The sequence below is a fragment of the Ideonella livida genome (assembly GCF_010499455.1).
GTDB lineage: Bacteria > Pseudomonadota > Gammaproteobacteria > Burkholderiales > Burkholderiaceae_C > Ideonella > Ideonella livida.
In genome coordinates this window covers 100,824-124,588 of sequence record NZ_JAAGOH010000008.1, presented here as the reverse complement: position 1 = coordinate 124,588, position 23,765 = coordinate 100,824, and the positions used below count along the sequence as shown (strand labels likewise).

At 71.0% G+C, this 23,765-nt stretch carries 23 protein-coding genes and 1 pseudogene; 6 read left to right on the top strand and 18 right to left on the bottom strand.

The genetic code is table 11. The features are described 5' to 3' along the window. Positions 1 to 26 precede the first annotated feature (26 nt). The gene (gene hutU / locus G3A44_RS09010; RefSeq protein ID WP_163457178.1) at positions 27 to 1,721 is read right to left on the bottom strand and encodes a urocanate hydratase; all 1,695 of its coding nucleotides are present in this window, start codon (positions 1,719 to 1,721) and stop codon (positions 27 to 29) included. Between the two features lie 113 nt (positions 1,722 to 1,834). Here hutU and hutC point away from each other — a divergent pair, with 113 nt between their 5' ends. From hutC to G3A44_RS08985, 5 genes are read left to right on the top strand one after another with little or no spacing between them, the layout of a single operon-like run. Next, positions 1,835 to 2,587, top strand: a complete 753-nt coding sequence (gene hutC / locus G3A44_RS09005) for a histidine utilization transcriptional repressor HutC (protein WP_163457177.1) — start codon at positions 1,835 to 1,837, stop codon at positions 2,585 to 2,587. Then, entirely contained in the window at positions 2,584 to 3,243 is a 660-nt protein-coding gene (locus G3A44_RS09000) for a HutD/Ves family protein (RefSeq protein ID WP_163457176.1), read from the top strand. Before hutC ends, G3A44_RS09000 begins: the two co-directional genes overlap by 4 nt. Before the next feature lie 49 nt (positions 3,244 to 3,292). Then, complete coding sequence (hutI, locus tag G3A44_RS08995; RefSeq protein WP_163457175.1) at positions 3,293 to 4,552, top strand: imidazolonepropionase; 1,260 nt, start codon at positions 3,293 to 3,295, stop codon at positions 4,550 to 4,552. 44 nt (positions 4,553 to 4,596) lie between these two features. Continuing rightward, positions 4,597 to 5,415 (top strand): N-formylglutamate deformylase, encoded by an 819-nt coding sequence (gene hutG / locus G3A44_RS08990; RefSeq protein ID WP_163457174.1) that lies wholly within the window; start codon positions 4,597 to 4,599, stop codon positions 5,413 to 5,415. Between the two features lie 24 nt (positions 5,416 to 5,439). Continuing rightward, on the top strand, positions 5,440 to 6,972 hold the full coding sequence (locus tag G3A44_RS08985) for a formimidoylglutamate deiminase (protein WP_163457173.1): 1,533 nt from the start codon (positions 5,440 to 5,442) through the stop codon (positions 6,970 to 6,972). A 178-nt stretch (positions 6,973 to 7,150) separates the two neighbouring features. Here the strand turns inward: G3A44_RS08985 and G3A44_RS08980 are convergent, their stop codons facing one another. From G3A44_RS08980 to G3A44_RS08970, 3 genes are all read right to left on the bottom strand, one after another. Continuing rightward, on the bottom strand, positions 7,151 to 8,170 hold the full coding sequence (locus G3A44_RS08980) for a hypothetical protein (RefSeq protein ID WP_163457172.1): 1,020 nt from the start codon (positions 8,168 to 8,170) through the stop codon (positions 7,151 to 7,153). Between the two features lie 206 nt (positions 8,171 to 8,376). Further along, on the bottom strand, positions 8,377 to 9,120 hold the full coding sequence (locus G3A44_RS08975) for a DUF6515 family protein (protein ID WP_163457171.1): 744 nt from the start codon (positions 9,118 to 9,120) through the stop codon (positions 8,377 to 8,379). Then, entirely contained in the window at positions 9,117 to 9,710 is a 594-nt protein-coding gene (locus tag G3A44_RS08970; RefSeq protein WP_163457170.1) for a hypothetical protein, read from the bottom strand. Before G3A44_RS08970 ends, G3A44_RS08975 begins: the two co-directional genes overlap by 4 nt. A gap of 506 nt (positions 9,711 to 10,216) precedes the next feature. On the opposite strand from G3A44_RS08970, the gene G3A44_RS08965 reads away from it, so the two are divergent. After that, positions 10,217 to 11,728, top strand: a complete 1,512-nt coding sequence (locus G3A44_RS08965) for a Do family serine endopeptidase (protein ID WP_163457169.1) — start codon at positions 10,217 to 10,219, stop codon at positions 11,726 to 11,728. Between the two features lie 127 nt (positions 11,729 to 11,855). Here G3A44_RS08965 and G3A44_RS08960 read toward each other — a convergent pair whose 3' ends face one another. The 14 genes and pseudogenes from G3A44_RS08960 to cobM form a co-directional block, all read right to left on the bottom strand. Continuing rightward, the gene (locus G3A44_RS08960) at positions 11,856 to 12,767 is read right to left on the bottom strand and encodes a cobalamin-binding protein (protein WP_310734348.1); all 912 of its coding nucleotides are present in this window, start codon (positions 12,765 to 12,767) and stop codon (positions 11,856 to 11,858) included. Further along, positions 12,761 to 13,375, bottom strand: coding sequence for a bifunctional adenosylcobinamide kinase/adenosylcobinamide-phosphate guanylyltransferase (cobU, locus tag G3A44_RS08955; protein ID WP_163457168.1), 615 nt, complete (start codon positions 13,373 to 13,375; stop codon positions 12,761 to 12,763). The genes G3A44_RS08960 and cobU overlap by 7 nt, the downstream gene beginning before the upstream one ends. Further along, positions 13,372 to 14,805 (bottom strand): cobyrinic acid a,c-diamide synthase CobB, encoded by a 1,434-nt coding sequence (locus G3A44_RS08950; protein WP_239061768.1) that lies wholly within the window; start codon positions 14,803 to 14,805, stop codon positions 13,372 to 13,374. The genes cobU and G3A44_RS08950 overlap by 4 nt, the downstream gene beginning before the upstream one ends. Next, positions 14,802 to 15,299: a GNAT family N-acetyltransferase gene (locus G3A44_RS08945; protein WP_163457167.1), complete on the bottom strand. Its 498-nt coding sequence runs from the start codon at positions 15,297 to 15,299 to the stop codon at positions 14,802 to 14,804. The genes G3A44_RS08950 and G3A44_RS08945 overlap by 4 nt, the downstream gene beginning before the upstream one ends. A 118-nt stretch (positions 15,300 to 15,417) precedes the next feature. Beyond that, positions 15,418 to 15,834 (bottom strand): (2Fe-2S) ferredoxin domain-containing protein, encoded by a 417-nt coding sequence (locus G3A44_RS08940; protein WP_163457166.1) that lies wholly within the window; start codon positions 15,832 to 15,834, stop codon positions 15,418 to 15,420. Then, on the bottom strand, positions 15,831 to 16,865 hold the full coding sequence (gene cobJ / locus G3A44_RS08935; protein ID WP_203561346.1) for a precorrin-3B C(17)-methyltransferase: 1,035 nt from the start codon (positions 16,863 to 16,865) through the stop codon (positions 15,831 to 15,833). The genes G3A44_RS08940 and cobJ overlap by 4 nt, the downstream gene beginning before the upstream one ends. A 15-nt stretch (positions 16,866 to 16,880) precedes the next feature. Then, positions 16,881 to 17,285: pseudogene (locus tag G3A44_RS23255) on the bottom strand (cobalamin biosynthesis protein); the annotation flags it as partial. Further along, positions 17,282 to 18,022: a cobalamin biosynthesis central domain-containing protein gene (locus tag G3A44_RS08930; RefSeq protein WP_163457164.1), complete on the bottom strand. Its 741-nt coding sequence runs from the start codon at positions 18,020 to 18,022 to the stop codon at positions 17,282 to 17,284. The pseudogene G3A44_RS23255 and the gene G3A44_RS08930, both read right to left, overlap by 4 nt. Next, a complete protein-coding gene (gene cobI / locus G3A44_RS08925; RefSeq protein ID WP_163457163.1) occupies positions 18,019 to 18,864 on the bottom strand; it encodes a precorrin-2 C(20)-methyltransferase in 846 nt (281 codons plus the stop codon). Before cobI ends, G3A44_RS08930 begins: the two co-directional genes overlap by 4 nt. Then, a complete protein-coding gene (cbiE, locus tag G3A44_RS08920; RefSeq protein ID WP_163457162.1) occupies positions 18,854 to 20,185 on the bottom strand; it encodes a precorrin-6y C5,15-methyltransferase (decarboxylating) subunit CbiE in 1,332 nt (443 codons plus the stop codon). The genes cobI and cbiE overlap by 11 nt, the downstream gene beginning before the upstream one ends. Beyond that, the gene (locus G3A44_RS08915) at positions 20,182 to 21,336 is read right to left on the bottom strand and encodes a cobalt-precorrin-5B (C(1))-methyltransferase (protein ID WP_163457161.1); all 1,155 of its coding nucleotides are present in this window, start codon (positions 21,334 to 21,336) and stop codon (positions 20,182 to 20,184) included. The genes cbiE and G3A44_RS08915 overlap by 4 nt, the downstream gene beginning before the upstream one ends. 12 nt (positions 21,337 to 21,348) lie before the next feature. Further along, a complete protein-coding gene (locus tag G3A44_RS08910) occupies positions 21,349 to 22,041 on the bottom strand; it encodes a precorrin-8X methylmutase (RefSeq protein WP_163457160.1) in 693 nt (230 codons plus the stop codon). Next, positions 22,038 to 22,970, bottom strand: coding sequence for a sirohydrochlorin chelatase (locus G3A44_RS08905; protein WP_163457159.1), 933 nt, complete (start codon positions 22,968 to 22,970; stop codon positions 22,038 to 22,040). Before G3A44_RS08905 ends, G3A44_RS08910 begins: the two co-directional genes overlap by 4 nt. Continuing rightward, positions 22,967 to 23,758, bottom strand: a complete 792-nt coding sequence (gene cobM / locus G3A44_RS08900) for a precorrin-4 C(11)-methyltransferase (RefSeq protein WP_163457158.1) — start codon at positions 23,756 to 23,758, stop codon at positions 22,967 to 22,969. The genes G3A44_RS08905 and cobM overlap by 4 nt, the downstream gene beginning before the upstream one ends. Positions 23,759 to 23,765 lie beyond the last annotated feature (7 nt).

The window sequence follows — 23,765 nt, the reverse complement described above, 5'->3', positions numbered from 1 at the left end:
CGAAAAGTTGAAGGGGGCGGGCGGACTCAGCCGGTGATCATCGGCAGGTTCAGGCCTTGGGTGGTGGCGCATTGGCGGGCGATGCCGTAGCCCGCGTCGGCATGGCGCATCACGCCGGTGGCCGGGTCGTTCCACAGCACGCGCGAGAGGCGCTCGGCGGCGGCCTCGGTGCCATCGGCCACGATCACCACGCCGCTGTGCTGCGAGAAGCCCATGCCCACGCCGCCGCCGTGGTGCAGGCTCACCCAGGTGGCGCCGCCGGCGGTGTTGAGCAAGGCGTTCAGCAGCGGCCAGTCGCTCACGGCGTCGCTGCCGTCTTGCATGGCCTCGGTTTCTCGGTTGGGGCTGGCCACGCTGCCGCAGTCCAGGTGGTCGCGGCCAATGACGATGGGCGCCTTCAGCTCGCCGTTTTTCACCATCTCATTGAACGCCAAGCCGGCCAAGTGGCGCTGGCCCAGGCCCAGCCAGCAGATGCGTGCCGGCAAGCCTTGGAAGGCGATGCGCTCGGCCGCCATGTCCAGCCAGCGGTGCACCCGCGTCTCTTCGGGAAAGAGTTCTTTGATCTTGGCGTCGGTCTTGCGGATGTCTTCCGGGTCGCCTGACAAAGCCACCCAGCGGAAGGGCCCGCGCCCCTCGCAAAACTGCGGCCGCACATAGGCGGGCACAAAACCGGGGAAGTCAAAGGCGTTTTGCACGCCCTGGTCCAGCGCCACTTGGCGGATGTTGTTGCCGTAGTCCACCGTGGGCACGCCCAGGGCTTGAAAGCCCAGCATGGCCTGCACATGGGCGGCGCAGCCCTGGGCGGCGGCGGCCTTCAGCTCGGCGTGCTGGGCGGGGTCGGCTCCGGCGGCTTTCCAGCGTTCCACCGTCCAGCCGGCGGGCAGGTATCCGTGGATCAGGTCATGGGCCGAGGTCTGGTCGGTCACGATGTCTGGGCGCGGCGCGGTGCCGGCCTGCACGCGGCGCAGCAGCTCGGGCAGCACCTCGGCCGCGTTGCCCAGCAGCGCGATGGAGATGGCCTTTTTCTCGGCGGTGTAGCGGGTGATGCGGGCCAGCGCGTCGTCCAGGTCGGTGGCCTGCTCGTCCACGTAGCGGGTGTTCAGGCGGAAGTCGATGCGCGACTGCTGGCACTCGATGTTCAGCGAGCACGCACCGGCAAACGTGGCCGCCAGCGGCTGCGCGCCGCCCATGCCGCCCAGGCCGGCGGTCAGCACCCAGCGGCCTTCCAGCGAGCCGCCGTAATGCTGACGTCCCGCCTCGGCAAAGGTTTCATACGTGCCCTGCACGATGCCCTGGGTGCCGATGTAGATCCAGCTGCCGGCCGTCATCTGGCCGTACATCATCAGGCCCTGGCGGTCCAACGCGTGGAAGTGCTCCCAGGTGGCCCAGTGCGGCACCAGGTTGGAGTTGGCGATCAGCACACGCGGCGCGTCGGCATGGGTGCGGAACACGCCCACCGGCTTGCCGCTTTGCACCAGCAGGGTCTCGTCGTCGCCCAGGGTGCGCAGGCTGGCCAGGATCTGCTCAAAACAATCCCAGTTGCGCGCCGCCTTGCCAATGCCGCCGTACACCACCAGGGCGTCGGGGTTCTCGGCCACGGCCGGGTCCAGGTTGTTCTGGATCATGCGGTAGGCGGCTTCGGTCAGCCAGCTGCGGCAGTGCAGGGTGCTGCCGGTGGGGGCCTGCACGCGGCGGGGGGTGGCGGTGGTGGAAGGTGTCATCAAGGGCTCCTGGCAGGGCGGGCCGGTCGTCCGGCGGCATGGGATGGGTGCGCACTGTAGGCGCAAATCAATCCACTTGTCTAGACAGGTGCAGACAAGTAGCATGCGGCCCCATGGCCACACGCTCCCCTCGCCCCGACGCCGCCCTGCCCAGCCCCCCGGCAGGGCCCCGCGCCCCCTACGCCCAGGTCAAGCAGCACCTGAAAAACCGGCTGGCCGCCGGTGACTGGCCGCCCGGCGTGCTCATGCCCTCCGAGGCCGAGCTGGTGGCCCAGTTCGGCGTGAGCCGCATGACGGTCAACCGCGCCCTCAAAGAGCTGCAGGCCGACGGCCTGGTGGAGCGTGTGCAGGGCGTGGGCACCTTTGCCGCACAACTGCACAAGGTGTCGGCCACGCTCACGCTGCGTGATTTGCACGAAGAGATTGCCGCCCGGGGCCACGCCCACACCACCCGCGTGCTGCTGCAGCGTGAAGAGCCCGCCAGCGCCGCCGTGGCCCAGGCGCTGGAGCTGCCGGTGGGCACGCCGGTGTTCCACACCCGGCTGGTGCACCTGGAGGCCGGCGTGCCCCTGCAACTGGAAGACCGCCATGTGAACCCGGCCGAGGCGCCCGGCTACCTGGCGCAAGACTTCAGCCGCCTCACGCCCACCCACTACCTGTTTCAGCACACCGCGCTGTGGCGTGCGGCCTATGCCATTGAAGCCGCCAACGCCAGCGCCGACGAAGCCGACGCCCTGGCCATCGCCCCCGGCGCCGCCTGCCTGGTGGTGCAGCGCCGCACCTGGTCGCGCCAAGCCGCCATCACCGTGGCCCGGCTGCTGCACCCCGGCGGCCGCTACCAGCTGGAAGGGCAGTTCACGCCATGAGTGCCCCCGCTTGGCCCCTGCACCACGTGGCCCTGGCCGAGGTGCCGCGCCAGCCCTGGCGCAACGGCGGCGGCCTCACCCGCGAGCTGCTCACCTGGCCCCTGCTTGAACCCGGTGCAGCGCCGCTGCCCTGGCGCCTGCGCGTCAGCGTGGCCGAGGTGCACCAGGGCGGCCCCTTCTCGGCCTTTGCCGGGGTGGAGCGCCACTTCGCCCTGCTGGACGGCCCGGCCGTGACCCTGCACTGGCCGCAGCACAGCGTGCGCGTAGCCGCCCACAGCCCCGCCTGCCGCTTTGATGGCGGTAATCCCCCCGAGGCCAGTCTGGAAGGCGGCAGCCCCACCACCCCCAGCCTGGACCTGAACCTGATGCTGGCCGGCGCCCCCGCCCACGGGCTGGCCCCCGCCCCCTTGGGCGGCCTGCACCCCGCCACCCCCGGCGTGCCCTGGGCGCCGCCCAGCGGCAGCGTGTGGCGTGGCCTGCTCAACCGCCGCGCCGTGCGGGTGGCCACGGGCGCAGACGCCCCACCGCAAGGGCTGCCCGCCTGGACCCTGCTGTGGACCGACGCCGACCCCCGCGCCTGGACGCTGTGGGAAGACGGCCCCGCTGATGCCGCCACCCCCAGCCCCGCCGGCTGGTGGCTGCACGCCATCGGCTGACAGCCTGTCGCCTCAGCCCGCTCACCCCGCTTTGCCACCGCTCGCCGCCATGCCCCACGCCGCCCCACCCGGCCCTCATGCTGACCCGTCCCCCGGCCCCCGCCGCCTCTGGCGTGGCGCCCACCTGGCCACGCTGGACGATGGCCCCACCCCGTGGGGCTGGCTGCCCCACGGCGCCGTGCTGGCGCAAGGCCCCCGCATCACCTGGGTTGGCCCGGCGGCAGACTTGCCGGCCGGCCTGGCCGTGGACGAAGAAACCGACCTGGGCGGCGGCGTGCTCACCCCCGGTTTGGTGGACCCGCACACCCACCTCGTCTACGCCGGCGACCGAACCGCCGAGTTCGAGCTGCGCCAGCAAGGCGCCAGCTACGAGCAAATTGCCCGCGCCGGCGGTGGCATCCGCAGCACCGTGGCCGCCACCCGCGCGGCAGACGACGCCACCCTGCTGCGCCTGGCCACCGCCCGGGCCCGCGCCTTGATCGCCGAAGGCGTGACCACGCTGGAAGTCAAGAGCGGCTACGGCCTGAGCGCCGAGCATGAAGCCCGCTGCTTGCGTGTGGCCCGTGGCTTGGGCCAGGCGCTGCCGCTCACCGTGCGCACCACCGCCCTGGCCGCCCACGCCGTGCCGCCTGAATTCCAAGGCCGGCCCGACGACTACCTCGACGCCATCCTCCAGTGGCTGCCCGCCTGGGTGGCTGAAGGCCTGGTGGACGCGGTGGACGGCTTCTGCGAATCCATCGCCTTCAGCCCCGCGCAGATCAACCGCCTGTTCACCGCCGCCCGCGCCCTGGGCCTGCCCGTCAAGCTGCATGCCGAGCAACTCAGCCTGCAAGGCGGTGCCGCGCTGGCCGCCCGCCACGGCGCCCTCAGCGCCGACCACCTGGAGCACCTGGACGCCGCCGGCATCCAGGCCATGGCGGCGGCCGGCACCGTGGCTGTGCTGCTGCCCGGCGCCTACTACCACCTGCGCGACACCCACTGCCCCCCGGTGGCCGCGCTGCGCGCCGCCGGCGTGCCCCTGGCCCTGGCCACCGACCACAACCCCGGCAGCTCGCCCACGCTCTCGCCCCTGCTGATGATGAACATGGCCTGCACCCTGTTCGGCCTCACGCCCGAAGAAGCGCTGCGCGGCCACACCCAGCACGCCGCCCGCGCCCTGGGCCTGCAGCAGCGCCTGGGCCAACTCGCCCCCGGCCTGCAGGCCGACCTGGCCCTGTGGGACGTGGACCACCCCCGCGAACTGGCCAGCCGCTTTGGCCACCGCCCACTGCGCCGCCTAGTGCAGGCCGGCCAGCCGGTGGCGCTGTGAAGCCGCCCTCACCACCGCCACCGCCTTTTTGGGATTCGCCCCTCATGACGCCCCTGTCCACCGACACCTTCACCCTGCTGCCCGGCCGCACGCCGCTGCTGGTCAGCCTGCCGCACTGCGGCACCGCGCTGCCCCCCGCCTTGGCCGCCCGCTTGGCGCCGCACGCCCTGGCCGTGCCTGACACCGACTGGCACCTGGCCGAGCTGTACGCCTTTGCCCACACCGAGCTGGGCGCCGGCCTGCTGGTGCCGCGCTACAGCCGCTATGTGGTGGACCTGAACCGCCCGCCCGACAACGCGCCCATGTACCCCGGCGCCAACAACACCGGCCTGTGCCCGCTGCAAGACTTTGAGGGCCGCCCCCTCTACGCCCCCGGCACCGAGCCCGATGAGGCCGAAATCGCCCAACGCCGCGAGCAGTTCTGGCGGCCCTACCACCAGGCGCTGGAGGCTGAACTCAGCCGCCTGCAAGCCCAACACGGCCACGCCGTGCTGTTTGACGGCCACAGCATCCGCTCGCGCCTGCCCTGGCTGTTTGACGGCCGCCTGCCCGACCTGAACCTGGGCACCGCCAGCGGCGCCAGTTGCGACCCCGCCCTGCGCGCCCAACTCGCCGCCGTGCTGGCCGGGCAGAGCCACTTCAGCCAGGTGGTGGACGGCCGCTTCAAGGGCGGCCACATCACCCGCCACCACGGCCGCCCCGCCCAGGGCCGCCACGCCGTGCAGCTGGAAATGGCCTTTGCCACCTACTTGGACGAAGACGCGCCCCTGCCCCCGGTGCTGGACGCCACCCGCGTGGCCCGCCTGCAGCCCGTGCTGCGCGCCTTGCTCACCGCGCTGACTCAGTGGCGTCCTGCCACTTGAGACCCACCCAGACAAAGACTCGCCATGTCCGCTCCCGACACCCTGCTGTGGGCCCCCCGCGCCTGGCTGCCTGGCCCCTGGCCGCACGGCGGCTGGCACACCGATGTGCTGTTGCGCGCCAGCCCCGAGGGCCAGTGGCTGGACGTGCGCCCCGGCCAAGCCTGCCCGCCGCAGGCGCAGCGCCTGCCCGGCGCCGTGCTGCCCGGGCTGGTGAACGCCCACAGCCACGCCTTCCAGCGCGCCTTTGCCGGCCTGGCCGAGCGCAGCGGCCAGCCCGGCGACAGCTTCTGGGGCTGGCGCGACCGCATGTACCGCGTGGCCGGCCAACTCGGCCCCGACGCCCTGCGCACCGTGGCCGCCCAGTGCTACGCCGAACTGCTGGCCGGTGGCTACACCCAGGTCTGCGAGTTCCACTACCTGGCCCATCCGCCGCAGCCCCCGGGCGCCGAGCCGCCAGACGCTGACACCCGCGAGGCCGCCAGCGCCGCCATGGACCAAGCGCTGATCGACGCCGCCGCCCAGGTCGGCATCGGCCTGACCCTGCTGCCCGTGCTCTACCAGCGCGCCGGCTTTTTTCAGCCCAGCTTGCGGCCTGACCAGCAAGGTTTTGCCCGCGACGCCGCTGCCGTGGGCCGCGCCTGGACCCGCATCGACGCCCAAGCCCGCCAGCAAGCCCGGCCGCTGCTCACCGCCGGCTGGGCCGTGCATTCACTGCGCGCCGCGGCGCCGCAGAGCCTGCACGCCCTGCGCGAACTGGCCGCCCAGGCCAGCGGCCCGGTCCACATCCATGTGGCCGAACAAACCGCCGAGGTGGACGACTGCCTGCAGGCCACCGGCCAGCGCCCCGTGCAGTGGCTGGCCGCCCAAGGCCTGCTGGATGCCCGCTGGCTGCTGGTGCACGCCACCCATGTGAACCAGGCAGAGATTGCCGCCGTGGCCGCCAGCGGCGCCGGCGTGGTCCTCTGCCCCGGCACCGAGGCCAACCTGGGCGACGGCCTCACCGACCTGCCCGGCTGGCTCGCCGCCGGCGTGCCCCTCACCCTGGGCTCTGACAGCCAGGTGCTGCGCGACTGGCGCGAAGAACTGCGTTGGCTCGAATACGGCCAGCGCCTGGGCCTGCGCCAGCGCAACCTGGGGGCCAACCCGCCGTGGAACGGCGCCACATCAGCCCGGGGCGACGCCGCACCCGCCTTGGGCGACGCTGCATCAGCGGGCGCCCAACCCACCCACGACACCGGCCTGGCCCCCGGCAGCACCGCCGGCCACCTGTTCCAGCGCGTGCAACATGGCGGAGCCCAAGCCGCCGGCCACACCACCTGGGGCCTGCAAGCCGGCGCCCGCGCCGACCTGCTGCTGGTGGACGAAGACGACCCCACCCTGGCCGGCCTGCCGCCCGGCCATTGGCTGGACGGCCTGGTCTTCTCCGGCCCCACCCGCCCCTGGGCCGGTGTGATGGTGGCCGGCTGTTGGCGCTTGGGGCGGTATGCCGGTGAATCGGCTCAGGCTGAGAGGCGGGTGCAAGCCTTTGGACAGGCCATGCGAATATTGTGGGACTGAGTTCTTTAAGTCTGACGCTACGCAATAGTATTTGAAATCACTGCAGAATTTCCCACACTTTACAAACCCATTTGTTCACCGTTCCGGAAGAAACATGAAAACGACGACCATGCAGCTTACAACCCTGATTTCATAAGCTATTGCAGGCAACCAAACGAGCCCTCGGTCAGTCGATTGTTCAAGACTCTGATTGCATCGGACAGAACTCCACATCAAAAAAATGTGACCGATCTTCCATCTCACGCCGTGCCTTGGCGGCCTTAGTCGATGCTTGGACATAAGCTGCAGCTTTAAGACGTGCAGCGATTTGCCTTTCGTTAGAGTAGTCAGTCTCCTGCTTCAATTCGATGGTTGCTCGCAGGCAGCCACCCTCCTCGCGAGCAAACACTAAGGAAGACCAACTCGGCTCGAATTCCAGCCATGCGAATTTCTCTCGCTGGATCCGTTGGCCGTACTTCAGGGGCCGCCCCTCCAGTTCGAACACCCGGGACTTGAACTCTCCGTTGCGGCCCTTGCCCTGCGAGCGGAAGTCCATTCCAGCCTCACCTAGTTTTCCATTTGACACTTCAGCTTGGACCGTAGTGGTGATGTCCGAATTCTGTGTTAGGCGCTCTGAGACCGTAATCTTCCGCGCACCAAGACTGACAAGCAAACGTAACAACTCCGCCTCGCGCTCCTCGAGCAAGATCTCATCAAAGCTATTGTCAGGAATGTAAAGTGGCCCCTTATCACCACGCGCCAACAAGTTTGCCAATGGGTGCAACCTATATGTTTGTCCAACCCGGGGGTGTCCTGGTTGGAACCGAGCATTCGAACGGGCAAGGTTTTCCACAGTGACTGCATAGCGGCAAAGAAAAATTAGCAATTGCTCCTCAATCTTCTCCTCCTCGGGAGCTGTCGACGGCACTTCAGTCTGAGTGTTCTTTCGATTATCGTTAATTGCACTATATGCCTCATAGCCAGCGACAGCGAGGCCGACGGGCCATGGGACGAGTGATGACTTCAAGAGTGACTTCGCCACTTCCTTCAACACAGCCGATTGAGAAGATAGGCTTCCGCTAATCTTATCGGGCGCCTCTGCCGAGGCCTGGATCACAAAGTTCGGTTTGTAGGTTTCCGCATTGATATTAAATGGGGATTTTGCAGCCACCGGCAATTGTTCTGGCTCTACCACAAAAACCAGCTCAGGAAAAATCATGTAAACCCCTCTGAAAAGATTCGACTCTGGTCGGACGCACCAACGGCATCGACAAAGCCATCCTAAATGATTCTGTGGGTGTCTTTCGCTGCGTCTAGCAGGAACTGCGGTGGAAGGCGACCTCGACGCGATCAGGTCCGAGACGTGATGCTTCTGAGCTCTAGCAGGTGGATTTGTGTCTCAACGCCGAGGCCAAGAGCGCACATTCAGCGAACGGTGTATCCCCGACCTTCCAGGCAGGCAGCAAGGGCCCGTAGGTAGTCTTCGCGCGGCCCCGATTTGGCACTGGGAAGGTCAGCGCGCAGCGTCAAGCCGGCGCTGCCGGAGGCGGGGGTGGTACCGGTGGCCGCAGTCCCTCCCGCAACACCCTTCACACCAGAGGCCTCCGGCGCCAGCGCTGCGCCAGCGGCCGCGCTGGGGTCCAAGTGGGTTTGGTCCACGGCCCAGCGGTGGCAGGCGTATTTGTCGCTGGCTTGCAAGCTGGCGTCCTGGCCTTGGCGGGGGTAGACGAACTGCCGTGGCAAGGGGCCGCTGGCGGCGCTCATCCGGCCGCTGTCCACCACCGTGCTGCCGGCGGCTGGGGGCGATGTCACCACCTCATACCCGCCATCGCGGGCTCGGTAGTAGACCGAGTCGACCCGCCAGTACAGGAAGCCGCCGATCACCACGGTCACTGCCCACGGGGGCAGACCACTGACCCACACGCCCACCGGCGGGCTGACCACCACCCACCCGTGCGGTCCGGGGCGGTACCAGATGCCGTCAAAGTGCCGGTAGTCCACACCGCGCCAGGGTGCGACAAAGGCGCCGGGCGGCGGATGGCGCACCACCTGGCCCAGCCCGGGGCCGTGGCGGGGGTCGTCCATCCGGGCTTGCGCGCGCGCCGGATGCGCCTGCAAAGCCGCAGCCAAGGCCAAGGACAGCAGCAGGAACACGGTACGCCCCGTCATGGCGTGCCCCCTTGGCCGGAGGCCCCCACGGTGACTCGGGCGTAGCCCCTGCCCGTCATGCAGGCGGTCATCGCGCGGCGGAAGTCTTCGATGGGGCGGCGCGAGGCCTCGGCGGCGGCTTGCTGCTGCTCGGCCTCACGGCGGCGCACGCGCTCGGTGGCACGGGCCTCTTGCTCGCTGGCCACCATGCCGAAGACGGCGCCGATGAGGGCGCCCACCACCAGGGCCCCACCGCCGCCGCCACTCACTTCCACGCCGCCGTGCCAGCCGCCGCTGCGACCGGTCGGGCCACCCATGACACCGGCTTGCCCGCCCATGCGCGGCCCACCGGGACCGCCCCCGACCGACATGGCCCCCACCACCGCACCGGCGGCGGCGCCCACCACCACCGGCGTGGCGTCGCGCGGGGCGCTGCGGTCGGCGGCTTGGCTGGCCGCGTCGGCTGCCGCCTGGGCTTGGCGGGCGGTCTGCACCACGCTGCCCAGCCCCGGGTCCACCCCCGTTTGATCCACGGCCCAGCGGTAGCAGGCATAACGGTCACGGTCTTGCTGAAGCGCGTCCTGCCCGTGCTCGGCCTGGAACAACAACAAGGACTCGGGGGCCAGGGTGCGGCCACCCGTGGGGGGGCTGTCTGCACGCCCGGGTCCGCTGGCGCAACCGGCCAGGATCAGCAGGCCGAGCAGCGCCGGGGCCGCAGCCGGCTTCCTGCGGAAAAGCCGGGCCGCCCCAAGTGGCCTCATCCCCCCCGGGCGGGCTGACGCGAAGCGACCGGTGGGTGGGCTGCATTTGTGATGGGTCTGGGCGTCAAGGCCGGGCGCCCGGTCAACAGGAGAGAGCTTCTTGGACATGCCCTCAGTGGGCGCTTGCGGTCTTGGCCTTGCATGCCTGCGCTGCGAAGAAACGTAAACCGCCCCCCATGAATTCAGGGGGGCGGCAGCGGCGCTTAATCCTGGCTTCACGCTGCGCTCATCGTCGCCTCACCAGCGCAGCGCACCATGACGGTCATGGCAACACGGCCTGCCCTTCCCAGCCCTTCAGGGTGCAGCGGGCCGGCCCAGCGACTAATCAGACCCCCGATCCTCAGCGAGGAGGCCCCATGAAATTCTTCAGCAAGCAGTCCAACACCCTGGCCACCGTGGCCGTGACCGCCGGGCTCACCACCGCCCTGGTGGCTGCGGGCTCGGCAGGCGCGTTCAGCCTGCTGGGGGGCCAGGACGAGGCCCCGGCCGCCGCCACCGCCGTGGCACAGGCCGCGCAGCAGGCCACCACGCCGGCGCCGGTCCCGCCGCTGCCCCCGGGTGCCGTGCCCGACTACCGGAGCATCGTCAAGCAGAACGGCCCCACCGTGGTGGGCGTGATGGTGGCCGGCACCCGCCAGGCCGAAGGCGGCGAAGCCGACGTCGAGAACGACCCCTTCTACCAGTTCTTCCGCGGCATGCCCGGCTTCCAGCAGCGCCAGCGCGGCGGCGCCGCGCCCAAGGTGCCCTTCCGTGGCCAGGGCTCGGGCTTCATCATCGCCAGCGACGGCCTGATCCTGACCAATGCCCATGTGGTGCGCGACGCCAAGGAGGTGACGGTCCGCCTGCAGGACCACCGCGAGTTTGCGGCCAAGGTGCTGGGCGCGGACCCGGTGACCGACATCGCCGTGCTGCGCATCGACGCCAAGGGCCTGCCGGCCGTGCGGCTGGGCGACACCCGCAACCTGGAGGTGGGCGACCCCGTGCTGGCCATTGGCGCGCCCTATGGCCTGGAGCAGACCGCCACCCAGGGCATCGTGAGCGCCAAGGGCCGCTCGCTGCCGGGGGACACGGTGGTGCCCTTCATCCAGACCGATGCTGCGGTCAACCCCGGCAACTCCGGCGGCCCGCTGTTTGACGGCACCGGCGCGGTGGTGGGCATCAACGCGCAGATCTACAGCCAGAGCGGCGGCTTCCAGGGCCTGAGCTTTGCCATCCCGATCAACGTGGCGCTGAAGATCAAGGACCAGATCGTGGCCACCGGCCAGGCCCGTCACGGCCAGCTGGGCGTGATGGTGCAGGACGTGAACCAGGCGCTGGCCGAGTCCTTCGGCATGAAGCGGCCCGAGGGTGCGCTGATTGCCAAGGTGGCCAAGGGCAGCGCCGCCGAGAAGGCGGGCCTGAAGGCCGGTGACGTGATCGTGGCCGTCAATGGCGAGCGCGTGCCGCAGGCCGGCGCCCTGTCGGCCACCATCGGCCTGGCCACGCCGGGTGAGAAGGTGAGCCTGCAGGTCTGGCGCGATGGTGCCGAGCAGACCGTGGCGGCCACGCTGGGCGGTGCCGACAACCGCACTGAAACCGCCAGCGCCGCCGGCGCCGAGGACGGTCCGCGCCTGGGCCTGTCCATGCGCCCGCTGAGCCGCGAGGAACAGCGTGCCCTGGGCGGCGAGTCCGGGCTGATCGTCGACGAAGTGGGCGGTGCCGCCGCCCGCGCCGGCATCGAGCCCGGGGATGTGGTGACTGCCATCAACGGCAAGCCGGTCAAGTCGGTGGAGGACATCCGCGCCGTGCTCAAGAACAAGCCCAAGCAGGTGGCGCTGCTGGTACGCCGTCAGGGCGACACCCTGTTTGTGCCTGTCCCGCTGGGCTGAACTCCGCCCCGCACGGATCTCCATGACCCTATTGACTCCTGACTCCTGACTCCTGACTCCTGACTCCTCTCGCGTCGTGACACACGCGTTGCCCGTCCCGGCCTCACGGCCCGGACGGGTTCTTTTTTCAGGGCATGCCGACGCGAAAGCCTTCCAGCGCTTCGCAAAGCTGGCGGGCCCCCAGCAGCAGTCGGGGCGTCGGGCGGCTGATGTGGTCGGCCGGCAGCAGCACCACGCGTTGCCGGGCGATGGGCTCGAAGTGCTTCAGCGCCTGCCAGCCACGCAGGCTGTCGTCGGGCCGGCCATCCAGCGTGCTGGTCACCAGCACCTGGGGCCGCGCGGTCAGTACCGCCTCCTGGCTGATCTGCGGCACCAGGGCGGCCTGGGGGCCGAAGACGTTGACCCCACCGCACAGGCCGATGACGTCACTGATCATGTGCTGGCCGTTCACGGTGAGCAGGGGCTGGTGCCACACCTGGTAGAAGACCCGCAGCGGTGGCCGACCGGCGTGGCGCTGGCGCAGGGCAGCCAGTTCGGCGTCGTAGCGGTCGGCGGCGGCCTGGGCCGCGGCCGGCGTGCCCGCCAGCGCGCCCAGGCGCCGCAGGCTGCTGCCCACATCGGCCAGGCGCCGCGGCTCGCTGTAGAAGACGGGAATGCGCAGGGCGCGCAGGCGGTCGATCTGCGCGGCGGCGCTGCCATGCATCCACACCACCAGCAGGTCGGGCTTGAGGGCGGCGATGCGCTCCAGGTCCAGCAGGTGGGCATCGCCCACCTGCGGCAGCCGCTTGGCGGCCTCGGGGTAGTCACCGTAACGCACGGTGGCCACCACCTTGTCGCCGGCCCCGGCGGCAAACAGCAGCTCGGTGGTGTGCGGCCCCAGGCCGATGATGCGCTGGGCGGGCTGGGCCAGGCTGACGGTGCGGCCCTCGTCGTCCACCGCGGTGACCGGTGCGGCTGCCGCCGGCTGCAGGATGGCCGCACCCCACAGGGCCAGGGCTGAGCAGAAGCCCAGCCACCGCGGTGCGCGGCGGCTCAGCACGGGGCCCCCGTCGCGGCGGTCTTCAGCGCCAGCACGCAACCGGCCATGACGAAATCCACCCGCTCGCACTGCGCGGCCAGGGCCTGGTGCAGGCGGCCGGATTCATCCACGAATTGGCGGTTGAGCGCGCCCAGCGGCACGATGCCGTGACCCACCTCGTTGCCGATCAGCAGCACGGGGGCCTGCAGCGTCGGCAGGGTGTCCAGCAGGGCGGTGCGCTCGCGGGTGAAGGTGTCGCCCAACGGCAGGTGGCGCACGGTGTCCAGGTCCACCTCGGGGGCCAGGTCGGCCAGCAGCAGGTTGGTGAGCCACAGGGTCAGGCAGTCCACCAGCAGCAGGCGCTGCGGGCCGTCGGCGGCGCGCAGTGCGGTGGCCAGCGCCACCGGGGCCTCCACGGTCTGCCAGTCGGCTGGGCGGCGGGCCCGGTGCTGGGCGATGCGCTCGGCCATTTCCGGGTCGCGGGGGGCATTGGGGTCGCCAGGGCCGCTGCGGGCGGTCACCACCACCACCACCTCACGGCCGGGTGCCTGGGCAGCCCAGTGCGCGGCCTGTTCCTCGGCCAAGCGGCTCTTGCCGGAGCGGGCACCGCCCAGGATGAGCTGTTTCATGCGCCGACCTCCGGGCTGAAGAGGGCCGCCGTGGCGACCGGGGACGAGGGGAAATAGGCGTGGAAGAAGCTGCAGCGCAGGCCAGCGCGCCGCCACACCGCTTCGCCCTCGCCGCCGCGCAGGCGCTGGGCATGCACCTCGGGCGCCAGGGGGCTGGCCAGCGTGGCGTAGTGGAAGGTGTGGCCGCGCAGCGCGGGCGTGTCGGCGGGCAGGCCGGGCAGGCTCAGCGTTTGCACGCCCAGACCGGCCACACGGTTCTGCAGGGTGGCCCGGCCGGGCAGCAGGCCGGCCATGGCATGCGGCGGGCCCTCGGTGGGCACCAGGGTGTCGGCCAAGGCCATCATGCCGCCGCATTCGGCCCAGATGGGGTATCCAGCCTGGGCGAAGGCCTGCACTGAGGCGGTCCAGCGCGCGGCCGCCGCCAGCTCGGCGGCGTACAACTCGGGGTAGCCGCCGGGCAGCCACAGGGCATCGGCGCCCTCCGGGATGGCCTCATCGGCCAGCGGTGAGAAGAAGGCCAGTTGCGCGCCCAGGGCCTGCAGGGCCTCCAGGTTGGCGGGGTAGAGGAAGCGGAAGGCTGCATCCCGCGCCACGGCCACGGTGCGGCCGGCCAGCAGGGCCGGCGGCGCAGCGGGGGCCGGCGCGGCAGCGGCCGGGGGCTGCCAGCGCGGCAGGTCCAGCAGAGCTTGCAGCAGGGCCGGGTCCAGGCTGGCGGCCAGGGCGTCCAGCGCGGCGTCGATCTCGGCGGTGGCGTCACTGGCCAGGCCCAGGTGGCGCTCCGGGATGGCCTGGGCGGCCTTGGGCAGCCAGCCCAGCAGGCGCGGGGCCGTGTCAGTAGCGGCCGCCGTCAGTTCGGCCAGCGTGGGATCGGCCGGCGGGTTCAGGCTTTCGGCCAGCATCTGCGCGTGGCCGGCGCTGCCCACACGGTTGGCGATGGCACCGATCAGCCGCAGGGGCGGGGCCTCGCCGCTGCGACCCGCGGGGTAGTGCGCCAAGCCATGCACCAGGGCGCCAAAGGTCTGGGCCATGGCGCCGGCATCGATGACCACGGCCACCGGCACGTCCAGGCCGCGGGCCAGGTCGGCGGCGCTGGGCGGGCCGTCGTACAGGCCCATCACGCCTTCGATCAGCACCACATCGGCCTCGGCCGCCGCCTGGGCCACGCGCTGGCGCGACTCGGGCAGGCCGACCATGCGGTCATCGAGGTTGAACACCGGCTGGCCGCTGGCACGGGCCAGCACCATGGGGTCGATGAAGTCCGGGCCGGACTTGAACACCCGCACCCGGTGGCCGGCGCGGCGCAGCGCGGTGGCCAGCGCGGCCACCACGGTGGTCTTGCCCTGGCCGGAGGCCAGGCCGGCGATCAGCAGCACGGGCGCCAGGGTGGGGGCGATGGAGGGGGTGGCGGCAGACATAGTCGACGGGCTCATGCCGAGACCTCGCCCGGGGCTGCCGCGGGGGTCAGTGCCTTGCTGTAGGTGCGGAACACCAGGTCGTGGGCATAGCCCTGGGCCTGGTAGAGCGACTGCGCAGCGGTGTTGGTGTGGGCGGTGGTCAGGTCGATCCGCACACAGCCGCGGCGGCGGGCCTCCTGTTCCAGCGTTTGCATCAGGGCGCCGGCCACGCCGGTGCCGCGGGCGGCCGGCAGGGTGAACAGGTCATGCAGCACGACGATGGGCGCCAGCTGCAGCGAGCAGAAGGTGGGATAGCCCAGTGTGAAGCCCAGGGCCTGGCGGCTTGTTGCCGTCTGACGGTAGGCCACCCACACCCAGCACTGGCCTTGCAGCAGCCGCTCGCGCAGGAATTCGAGGCTGCCGGCCTCGTCCACCGGGCAGTCGTAGAAGGCACGGTAGGCGTTGAACAGCGGGGCCAGGTCAGGCAGCTCGGCCAGGTAGGCGCGGCGGATGTCGAGGGAGGCGGTCATGGGGTGTGGGGCAGGCCGTGGGCGAGCAGACGGTGGGGCGGTGGACGGTGAAGGCGGCGGATTCTCGGGCAAGCAGCGCCCGCCGGGGCTGACAAGCCCCGGGGCAGCGGTGGCGGCTTCAGCCCGAGGTGTCGGGGGCCCCGGCGCAGGCCTGCACCGGCTGGGGGTCAGGGGCGGGATCGGCCTGGGCGGCCGCGCAGCCCGGCCCTTGGTGGAACACCAGCTCGGCCACCGGCCGGCCACCCACCAGGTGCTGCGCGATGATGCGGTCCATGTGCGCAGGGGTGACGTTGTAGTACCAGGTGCCGTCGGGCTGCACGCACATCACCGGGCCGCCCTTGCAGGCGGCAAAGCAGCTCACCCGGCTGCGTTTGACACGCAGCGCCCCCTCGTTCAGGCCGGCGGCCTTGAACTTCTCGCCCAGGCTGTCGAACAGGGCCTGGGCCTGGCCGTCCTGGGTGCAGCGCGGGCCGGTGCAGACCAGCAGGTGGCGGGCGTAGGCGCCGATGCGGGGTTTGATCGCGGACTCGCTCATGCGTCGCCCTCCTCGGCGGTGGCAGCGGCAGTGGCCGGGGCGGCGTTCCCGGTGTCCCGCGGCTCGGCCAGCACGGCGCGCAGGTAGTCTTCTGGCAGGCGGTGGCGCAGGGCCAGCGCGGCCACGTCGGTGCCGGCGGCGTGCTCGGCTTGCAGGGTGTCCAGCCAGCCCGTCAGGCCGGTGGACAGGGACCGCCCGGCCTTCTCGCCGTCACGGGTGGCAAAGCCCTCGTCGCCGTTCTGGTACTTGTTGGCGTAGCCCCGCGGCGTGACCATGCGCCCGGCGCGCACAAAGGTGCTGCTGTTGCCGATGAGCACGGTGCTGAGCATGCCGATGTCGGCCTCGCACATGGCGGCCAGGGTGGTGAAGTGGATCTGCTCCCGCCGGCGGTAGGCGCTCTTGACGATGACCACCGGCGTGTCGGGCCGGCGGTGGCGCAGGAACAGGCGCTGCGCTTCGACGATCTGGCGCGTGCGCCGCCCGCTCTTGGGGTTGTAAAGCGCGACGACAAAATCCGCGTATGCCGCCGCATCCAGGCGCCGGGCGATCACCGGCCAGGGCGTGAGCAGGTCGGAGAGCGAGATGGCGCAGAAGTCGTGCGTCAGTGGGGCCCCCACCAGGGCGGCGCAGCTGTTGAGCGCCGAGGCGCCGGGCACGATCTCCACGGCCACGCCGCTGTCGGGTGTCCAGCCGGCCTGGAACAGCACCTCGTAGGTCGGGCCGGCCATGCCGTACACCCCGGCGTCCCCCGAGGAGATGAGGGCCACCTTCTTGCCTTGGCGGGCGCGGTCCAGGGCCTCGATGGCGCGGTCCAGCTCCTCGGTCATGCTCTTGCGGATGACCTCCTTGCCGTCCAGCAGATCGGCCACCAGCTTGATGTAGGTGACGTAGCCGATCACCGTGTCGGCCTCGGCAATGGCGCTGCGGGCGCGGGCGGTCATGTGCTCGGGACTGCCGGGGCCGATGCCGACCAGGGTGATCTGGCCCCGCGGGGTGGTGGGTGAGGAAGGGGTCATGGGGGTTGGGGTCATGTCAGCGACCGACACGGTGGCGTGGCGGCCGTCCGGGCCTTGGCGTCGGTGTTTCTCCAAGCGCAGCGCGTGCATCTCGTGCGGGCGCCCAGCGGCCAGCAAGGCGGCCGCCTCACTGACGGAGGGCGTGCCGGTGTGGCGCCGCACGGTCTCAGAGGGGTTGGGCACCGCCACGGCGGCGAGCTGCGGCGGCGCGTAAAACTGCGGCTGCCAGCCCTGCGACGCGCACAGGGCCAGCAGGCCCGCTTCGTCGGCCTTCAGGGTGATGCTGGCCACGGCGGCCACGTCCGACCAATCGGCGCCCAGCCGGGCCAGGGCTTCGGCCACGGCCTGTCGCAGCGTGGCTTCGGGGGTGTGGCGGTCGCAGCCCAGGCCCAGGGCCAGCCGCGGGCGGGGCGGGGTGAGGGCCGAGGCGCTCATGCCGCACGGTCCACCGGCGGGCGATACACCACCAGGCGCTCATGCAACTGCTGCCACAGCGTCTCGGGCACCTCCGCATTCGTCACCCACAGCACGGCGGCAAAGCGCGCCAGATCCACCTCGTCCAAACGGCCAAAGCGCTGGATGCTGGGCGGCAGCGGCGTGGGGCGGGTCCACCAGTGCGGGCTGCCGGCTTCCTGGACAAAGGCCACCGGCTCCTCGTTCACCACGGCGGCCGAGACGCGGGTGATGTTGCGCTTGGGTGCCTCCACCCGCCAGCCCAGCTCGCGGCCCAGGATGTCCACGGGAATCGTGCGCCCCACGTCCGAGGCAGTGGTGAGCACCGGCTCGGCGCCCAGCAGCGCGGCCACCTGCTCGGCCATGGCGTTGGCGCCGCCCACATGGCCGGACAGCACGGCAATGGCGTAGCGGCCAGCATCGTCCACCACGGTGACGCCGGGGTCTTCGTCCTTGTTCTTCAGGAAAGGCGCAATGAGGCGCACCACCGCGCCCAGCGAGACAAAAAACACCAACTGGTCGACCGTTGCGAACAGGGGCCCGATCTCGTCGCGCAGGGCGCCGGGGTAGGCGCGCAGCGGGTTGGGCAGGCCGGCGAACACCGGGGCGAACTTCTCTGCCGTGCAGAGGTGGGCGTGCGGCAGCTGCTGTGCCAGCCGGCGCGCCTGGGTGGCGCCGTGTTTGGTGATGGCAACGATGCCAATGCGGGGCAAGCTCAAGCGTGGGTCTCCTCAGCCTGGGGTAGCGCCAGGGGCGCAGAGGTTTTCTTCAGGCAGCCGCGAATGCGCTCGCCGCGTACCCGATGCGGGTTCTTCACCACCATCAGCGAGAGGTAGCTCACCTTCTGGCCGCGCAGGGCGAGCAGCCCCGTGGGGGTGTTGACCACCTGCTCGTCCGGCGCACCGCAGCGCTCGATGAAGCGGGTGTGGGGCAGCAGGACTTGGGCGTCCAACCAGTCGATCAGCTCGCCCAGCAGGGGTTTGACCTTGAGCAGCACCAGGGTGTCGAAGTCCGTCAGCAGGCGTTGCAAGGCGCTCACACCGTAGGCGGCGGGCACCAGGGCGACGGTGTCGTCCTGCTCGCACAGCGGTTCGGCCTGGGTGGCGCAGGCGGCGGTGAAGGCGTTCACCCCGGCCACCACCTCCACGGCCACGCGCGCATCGCCCTGGCGCAGCGTGCGCGCCAGGTGGCCGAAGGTGGCATAGGTGCTGGCATCGCCTTCGACGAGGAAGAGCACATCCTGTCCGGCAAGCAGCTTGGGCAGCACGACGTCGGCGGCCCGCAGCCAGGCACGGGCGAGCTTTTCGCCGTCGTGCGTCATGGGAAAGAGCAGGCTTTGGTGATCGGCCGGCGGCGCCAGTTCGGCGCGCTGCACGATGTCAAAGGCGTAGCTGGGCGTTTTGGTGCTGCGTGCGGGGTAGACCCAGGCGGTGTCGCGGCGCGCCAGCAGCGCCCAGGCGCGGCGGGTGATCAGGCCCGGATCGCCTGGGCCGAGGCTGACGCCGTAGAGCGTGCCCAGGCGCGGGGCTGCGGGGGGAGCGGGGGGCGTTTCAGCGCTCATCGGTGGAGGCCTCCTTTGCATGTGCCGTTGAAGGGGCGTCGCCGGCGCGGGCACTCACGATCCACACCGGGTTCTCCGCGGCCATGCGGTGCATGTGCAGGATGGGCTGGCTGCGCGCGGCTTGCAGTTGCAGCACCTCCCAGGTGGCGCCCTGCGCGGCCAGGGTGTGCGTGGCGGTGGCCAGGTTTTCGAGGGTGACGAAGTTCATCACCAGCACACCGCCAGGGCGCAGCCGCGCCAGCACGGTGGGGATCAGCGTGGCCAGCTCGCCGCCGGAGCCGCCGATGAACACCGCGTCCGGGTCCGGCCAGGTGTCCAGGTGTGCCGGCGCCCTGCCGTGCACCAGCGTGTGGTTGCTGAGGCCGAAGGCGCGCTGGTTGCTTTGCGCAATCGCCACATCGGCCGCGTTCTTCTCGATGGCCCACACATGGCCCTGCGCGCACAACCGCGCCGCCTCCAGGCCCACCGAGCCGCTGCCGGCACCCAGGTCCCACACGCGGCTGTCAGCACGCAGTTGCAGGCGGGCCAGCGAGACGGCGCGCACCTCCTGCTTGGTGATGAGCCCCTTGTCGGGCTGGCGTTGGGCGTAGGCCGTATCCGGCAGGCCGAAGAGCTGCGGCCAAGTGCGCGCCCGGCAGCGCCACAGCAGCAGCACATTCGGGTCGGCAAAGGTTTGCGCTGCCGCTTGCGCGGGGCTCAGGTCGGCCAGCACGCGCTCATGGGGCGTGAGCAGGCGCTCGGCCACGGCGAGCTGGAAGTCTTCGCCCAGCCCCTCGGCCAGCAGCAGCCGGGCGATGCGGTCGGGTGAGTTGGCCGGACTGGTCAGCACCAGCAGGCGGTCATGCGTGCGCAGGGCTTGGGCCAGGGCGTAGAGACCGTGCGTGGGCGGACTGCCGGGCTGCCATTCGCCCGCATCCGCGGCGTGGACGGAGACGATGCGCGCCTCCTGCCATGCCAGCCCCACGCGGGCGCAGGCCAGTTGCAGCGTGGAGAGGTTGGGCAGCACCTTCAGCGCCGACAGGCACAGCCGCGAGGCCAGGTAGCTGGCGATGCCGTGGCACAGCGGGTCGCCCGTGGCCAGCACCACCACCTTCAAGTGGTCGGCGCGCGCCTGGCGCACCCAGTCGGGCACGTGGCGGAGTGCGCCGGTCAGGTCGTGGGTGCGTGCGCCGGGTTTGAATTCGGTGACCAGCAGCGCCAGGGTGCGGGTGGCGCCGATCACGACCTCGGCGGCGCGCAGCTCGGCCAACGCCACGGGCGTAAGGCTGGCAATGCCGTCGTCCAGCACACCGAGGATGACGCAGGGGTTGGGGTCGGTCATGGGGTGGGGTTCCAGTTCGGGCTGAGGGCTTGGGCCTGCAGCTGGCCGTCAAAGTCGCACACCAGCACCTGCAGGGCGAAGCGGTGGCCGTAGCGCTCTGGGGCGGTGAGGGTGCGCACCACGCGCTCAGCCAAGGCGTGGTGAAACGCGGCCTCCAGCCCCAAGGCGGCCATGCGCTCGGCCGCAAAGCGGGCGGTGGGCGCGGCGGCGATGGCGGCGCAGTCGTCCGCCGGGGCGCCCAGCGCGGTGGCCAGGTCGGCCAGCAAGCCGGTGTCCACCTCGGCGCGGTTGGCGTGGGTGATGGTTTCACCCTGGGCGATCTTGGTGAGCTTGCCCACCATGCCGGCGATCACCACCTGGCCCACGCCTTGCGCCACGGCCTCGTCCAGCGCATAGCGCAGGAAGTCGCCCATCTGCACAAAACAGGTGAGCGGCCAGGCCGGGTGCTGACGCTGGGCGAACTGCTCGGTGCGCCCGCCGGTGGTGAACACCACCACGCCGCGCCCGCCCACGCCCAGCCCCAAACGGCGGCTGACCTGGGCGGCCACCTGCACACCCTGCACCACACTGGCCCGCCAGGCCGAGGTCGAATACGGCTTGACGATGCCTGTGGTGCCCAGGATGGAAATGCCGCCCAGGATGCCCAGCCGGGCGTTGTGCGTCTTCTTGGCCATGGCCTCGCCCTGCGGCACCGAGATCGTCACCGCCAGGCCCGCGTGCGTCAGCAGCCCGGCGGCCACTTCACGCACATTGGCCTCGATGTTGCGCCGGGGCACGGGGTTGATGGCCGGGCCCCCCACCGCCAAGCCCAGGCCGTCGAGCGTGACGGTGCCCACGCCCGTGCCGCCCAGCAGCCGCACTTCGCCGGGGGCGTCAGGCAGCAACTGGAGGTCGGCGGTGAGGTGGGCGCCGTCGGTGCAGTCCGGGTCATCGCCGGCGAACTTGACCACCACGGCGTGGGCGTGGGTGGCGGTGCAGTGGGCGTCCTGCACCGCAAAGCGCACGCGCTGGCCGTTGGGCAACAGGCTTTCCACGTCGGCCGGGATCTCGCCCGTCACCAGGCCCAGCGCGGCCGCCCGCGCCGCCGCCGCCGAGCAGGCGCCGGTGGTGAAGCCAGTGCGGGTGCCGCGCTGCACGGCCTTGTCCTTCATGGCCGCCGGACCTCAGCCCGCCGTGGCGGTGTGGCCGGCGCGCTGCGCCGCCTCCGCCAGGGCCAACAGGGCGTGCAGGGCGGCCACCACCAGAGTGGAGCCGCCCTTGCGGCCACGGATGACGATCCAGGGCACCTCGCGCAGTTCGGCCATCAGGTCCTTGGATTCGGCGGCCGAGACAAAGCCCACCGGCATGCCCACCACCAGCGCCGGGCGCACCCCCTCCTCACGGATCAGGCGCACCAGCTCGATCAGGGCCGTGGGGGCGTTGCCGATGCCCACCAGTGCGCCTTCGAGCAAACCCAGCCGCCAGGCCTTGCGCAGGGCCTGCACGGCGCGGGTGGTGTTCTCAGCCTGGGCGGCGGCGATCACATCCGCATCGCTGATGAACTGGTGCGTGGCCACGCCAAAGTGCGCCAGGCGCGGGCGTGACAGGCCCGAGCAGATCATCTCCACATCGGCCACCATCGCCGCGCCGCCCGCCAGCAGGGCGGCGATGCCGGCTTGCACCGCCTGTGGGTGAAAGTCGGTCAGACCGTTGAACTCGAAGTCGGCGTTGGCGTGGATCATGCGGCGCACGATGGGCCACTGCTGCGCGTCGTAGCGGTGCGGGCCGACCTCGGCATCGATGATGGCGAAGCTGTCGTGCTCGATGGCCTGGCCGGCGCGGGTGAGCTGCTCGGTGACGGTGTTGACGCTGCTCATGCGGGCATGGCCTCGGCCGGGGCGTGGGCATGCGCGTGCCCCTGCGTGTGCTCGTGCGAGTGGCCGTGCCCCAGCTCGTGCGCGATTTCGCGGAAGCGGCAGCCGTCACACGGCATGGCGGCGCCGGCCACCCCGGCTTGCAGCTCGGTGACGCGCTGCTCCAGCAAGGCAAAAATCTCGGGCTCGAAGCCGAAGTGCGAACCGCAGGCGAACCGCAGCAGCGGGTACTGCTGACGCAGATGGCCCACCTGGCGCTCGATGCGCTGCATCAGCGTGCCGGTGTAGAGGTAATACGGCAGCACCACGACCTGGCGCAAGCCCAGCAGGGCCTGGCGCTGCACCACTCGCTCCAGCCGGGGGAAGGTGATGCCGGTAAAGGCCACATCCACCAGCTCGTGGTCAGACTCCTCGTGCAGCCAGCGGGCCATCTTGGCCACGTCGCCATTGGCAGCCCGGTCCGACGAACCCCGGCCCAGGAGGATGACGCCGGTGGTCAGGGGGTCGGGCATGTCCAGGGTGGCCAGGGCCTGCCGCAGGCGGCGCTTGAGGATGGCCAGGAGGGGGTCACACGCGCCCAGGTTCGGCGCGTACTGGAAGGTCACGCCCGGGCAGTGTTCACGGGCGTGCTCGATGGCCTCGGGAATCTCCATCTTCACGTGCCCGGCGGCGTTCAAGATGAGGGGCAGCACCAGGACGCGCTGTGCGCCCTGCGCGGCGGCCAGCAGGCCGTCATGCAGCGACGGGACAGCGAACTCGATGAAACACAGCTCGATGCGCCAGCCCGGCTGGCGCTCACGCCATCGGCGCACGAACTCGCAGATCTCGTCGTTGCCCGAGGCCTCACGCGAGCCATGGCCCACGATCAGCACCGTGGTGAGGGGGAAATGTCCGGGAGCGGGGCAGGAAGACACACAGGTGGCGGCGTTCATGCGCTGGCCTTTCGGAAACGGTGGGTGAAGCTCGGGTCGTAGAGCTTGGACTTGATGAGTTCGGGCCAGTGGCGCGCGCCCAGCGTGGGGCTGGCGATGACCATGGCCTGGCTGACGATGCCGGCCTCGCGACAGCGCTGCTTGATGGTGGCCAGGGTGCCGCGCACGATGCGCTCTTCCCCTGGCCAGCTGGCCTTGTGGACGACAACGAGGGGCGCGTCCTCCGCCCAACCCGCGGCACGCAGGCCGGCCTCGACCTTGTGCAGCAGCGTGATGGAGAGGAACACACACAGGGTGGTGCGGTGCGCGGCCAGGGCGGCCAGGTCTTCGCCTGGCGGCATCGGGGTACGTCCTTCCACTCGGGTGAAGATGACGCTTTGCGTGACCTCGGGCAGCGTGAAGCTTTCCACCGCCGCCGCGGCCGACGCCATGGCCGAGGACACCCCCGGCACCACCTGCACCGGCACGCCGGCGGCGTCCAGCGGCTGCACCAGCTCGATGAGCGAGCCGTAGAGCGCCGGGTCGCCGGTCTGCAAGCGCACCACCACGGCATGCTGCCGGGCCTGGGCGACGAGCCAGGCGGTCATCTCGGGCAGGGCCATGTCCTTGCTGTCGGCCACCACGCAGCCGGGCGGCGCCCAGCGGGTGATGGCCTCGTTCACCAGCGAGCCGGCAAACAGGATGGCCCCGGCGCGCTCGATGAGCAAGCGCCCCTTGACGGTGATCAGCTCCGGGTCGCCCGGGCCAGCGCCGACAAACCAGACGGTGCCCGTGGGGAGAGCCTCCATGGCCGGC

What these genes read in the sequence shown, in the direction of transcription:
- hutU (WP_163457178.1), bottom strand. Translation starts at nt 1,721, where the DNA reads ATGACACCTTCCACCACCGCCACCCCCCGCCGCGTGCAGGCCCCCACC.
- hutC (WP_163457177.1), top strand. Translation starts at nt 1,835, where the DNA reads ATGGCCACACGCTCCCCTCGCCCCGACGCCGCCCTGCCCAGCCCCCCG.
- G3A44_RS09000 (WP_163457176.1), top strand. Translation starts at nt 2,584, where the DNA reads ATGAGTGCCCCCGCTTGGCCCCTGCACCACGTGGCCCTGGCCGAGGTG.
- hutI (WP_163457175.1), top strand. Translation starts at nt 3,293, where the DNA reads ATGCCCCACGCCGCCCCACCCGGCCCTCATGCTGACCCGTCCCCCGGC.
- hutG (WP_163457174.1), top strand. Translation starts at nt 4,597, where the DNA reads ATGACGCCCCTGTCCACCGACACCTTCACCCTGCTGCCCGGCCGCACG.
- G3A44_RS08985 (WP_163457173.1), top strand. Translation starts at nt 5,440, where the DNA reads ATGTCCGCTCCCGACACCCTGCTGTGGGCCCCCCGCGCCTGGCTGCCT.
- G3A44_RS08980 (WP_163457172.1), bottom strand. Translation starts at nt 8,170, where the DNA reads ATGATTTTTCCTGAGCTGGTTTTTGTGGTAGAGCCAGAACAATTGCCG.
- G3A44_RS08975 (WP_163457171.1), bottom strand. Translation starts at nt 9,120, where the DNA reads ATGACGGGGCGTACCGTGTTCCTGCTGCTGTCCTTGGCCTTGGCTGCG.
- G3A44_RS08965 (WP_163457169.1), top strand. Translation starts at nt 10,217, where the DNA reads ATGAAATTCTTCAGCAAGCAGTCCAACACCCTGGCCACCGTGGCCGTG.
- cobU (WP_163457168.1), bottom strand. Translation starts at nt 13,375, where the DNA reads ATGAAACAGCTCATCCTGGGCGGTGCCCGCTCCGGCAAGAGCCGCTTG.
- G3A44_RS08950 (WP_239061768.1), bottom strand. Translation starts at nt 14,805, where the DNA reads ATGAGCCCGTCGACTATGTCTGCCGCCACCCCCTCCATCGCCCCCACC.
- G3A44_RS08945 (WP_163457167.1), bottom strand. Translation starts at nt 15,299, where the DNA reads ATGACCGCCTCCCTCGACATCCGCCGCGCCTACCTGGCCGAGCTGCCT.
- G3A44_RS08940 (WP_163457166.1), bottom strand. Translation starts at nt 15,834, where the DNA reads ATGAGCGAGTCCGCGATCAAACCCCGCATCGGCGCCTACGCCCGCCAC.
- cobJ (WP_203561346.1), bottom strand. Translation starts at nt 16,865, where the DNA reads ATGACCCCAACCCCCATGACCCCTTCCTCACCCACCACCCCGCGGGGC.
- cobI (WP_163457163.1), bottom strand. Translation starts at nt 18,864, where the DNA reads ATGAGCGCTGAAACGCCCCCCGCTCCCCCCGCAGCCCCGCGCCTGGGC.
- cbiE (WP_163457162.1), bottom strand. Translation starts at nt 20,185, where the DNA reads ATGACCGACCCCAACCCCTGCGTCATCCTCGGTGTGCTGGACGACGGC.
- G3A44_RS08915 (WP_163457161.1), bottom strand. Translation starts at nt 21,336, where the DNA reads ATGAAGGACAAGGCCGTGCAGCGCGGCACCCGCACTGGCTTCACCACC.
- G3A44_RS08910 (WP_163457160.1), bottom strand. Translation starts at nt 22,041, where the DNA reads ATGAGCAGCGTCAACACCGTCACCGAGCAGCTCACCCGCGCCGGCCAG.
- G3A44_RS08905 (WP_163457159.1), bottom strand. Translation starts at nt 22,970, where the DNA reads ATGAACGCCGCCACCTGTGTGTCTTCCTGCCCCGCTCCCGGACATTTC.
- cobM (WP_163457158.1), bottom strand. Translation starts at nt 23,758, where the DNA reads ATGGAGGCTCTCCCCACGGGCACCGTCTGGTTTGTCGGCGCTGGCCCG.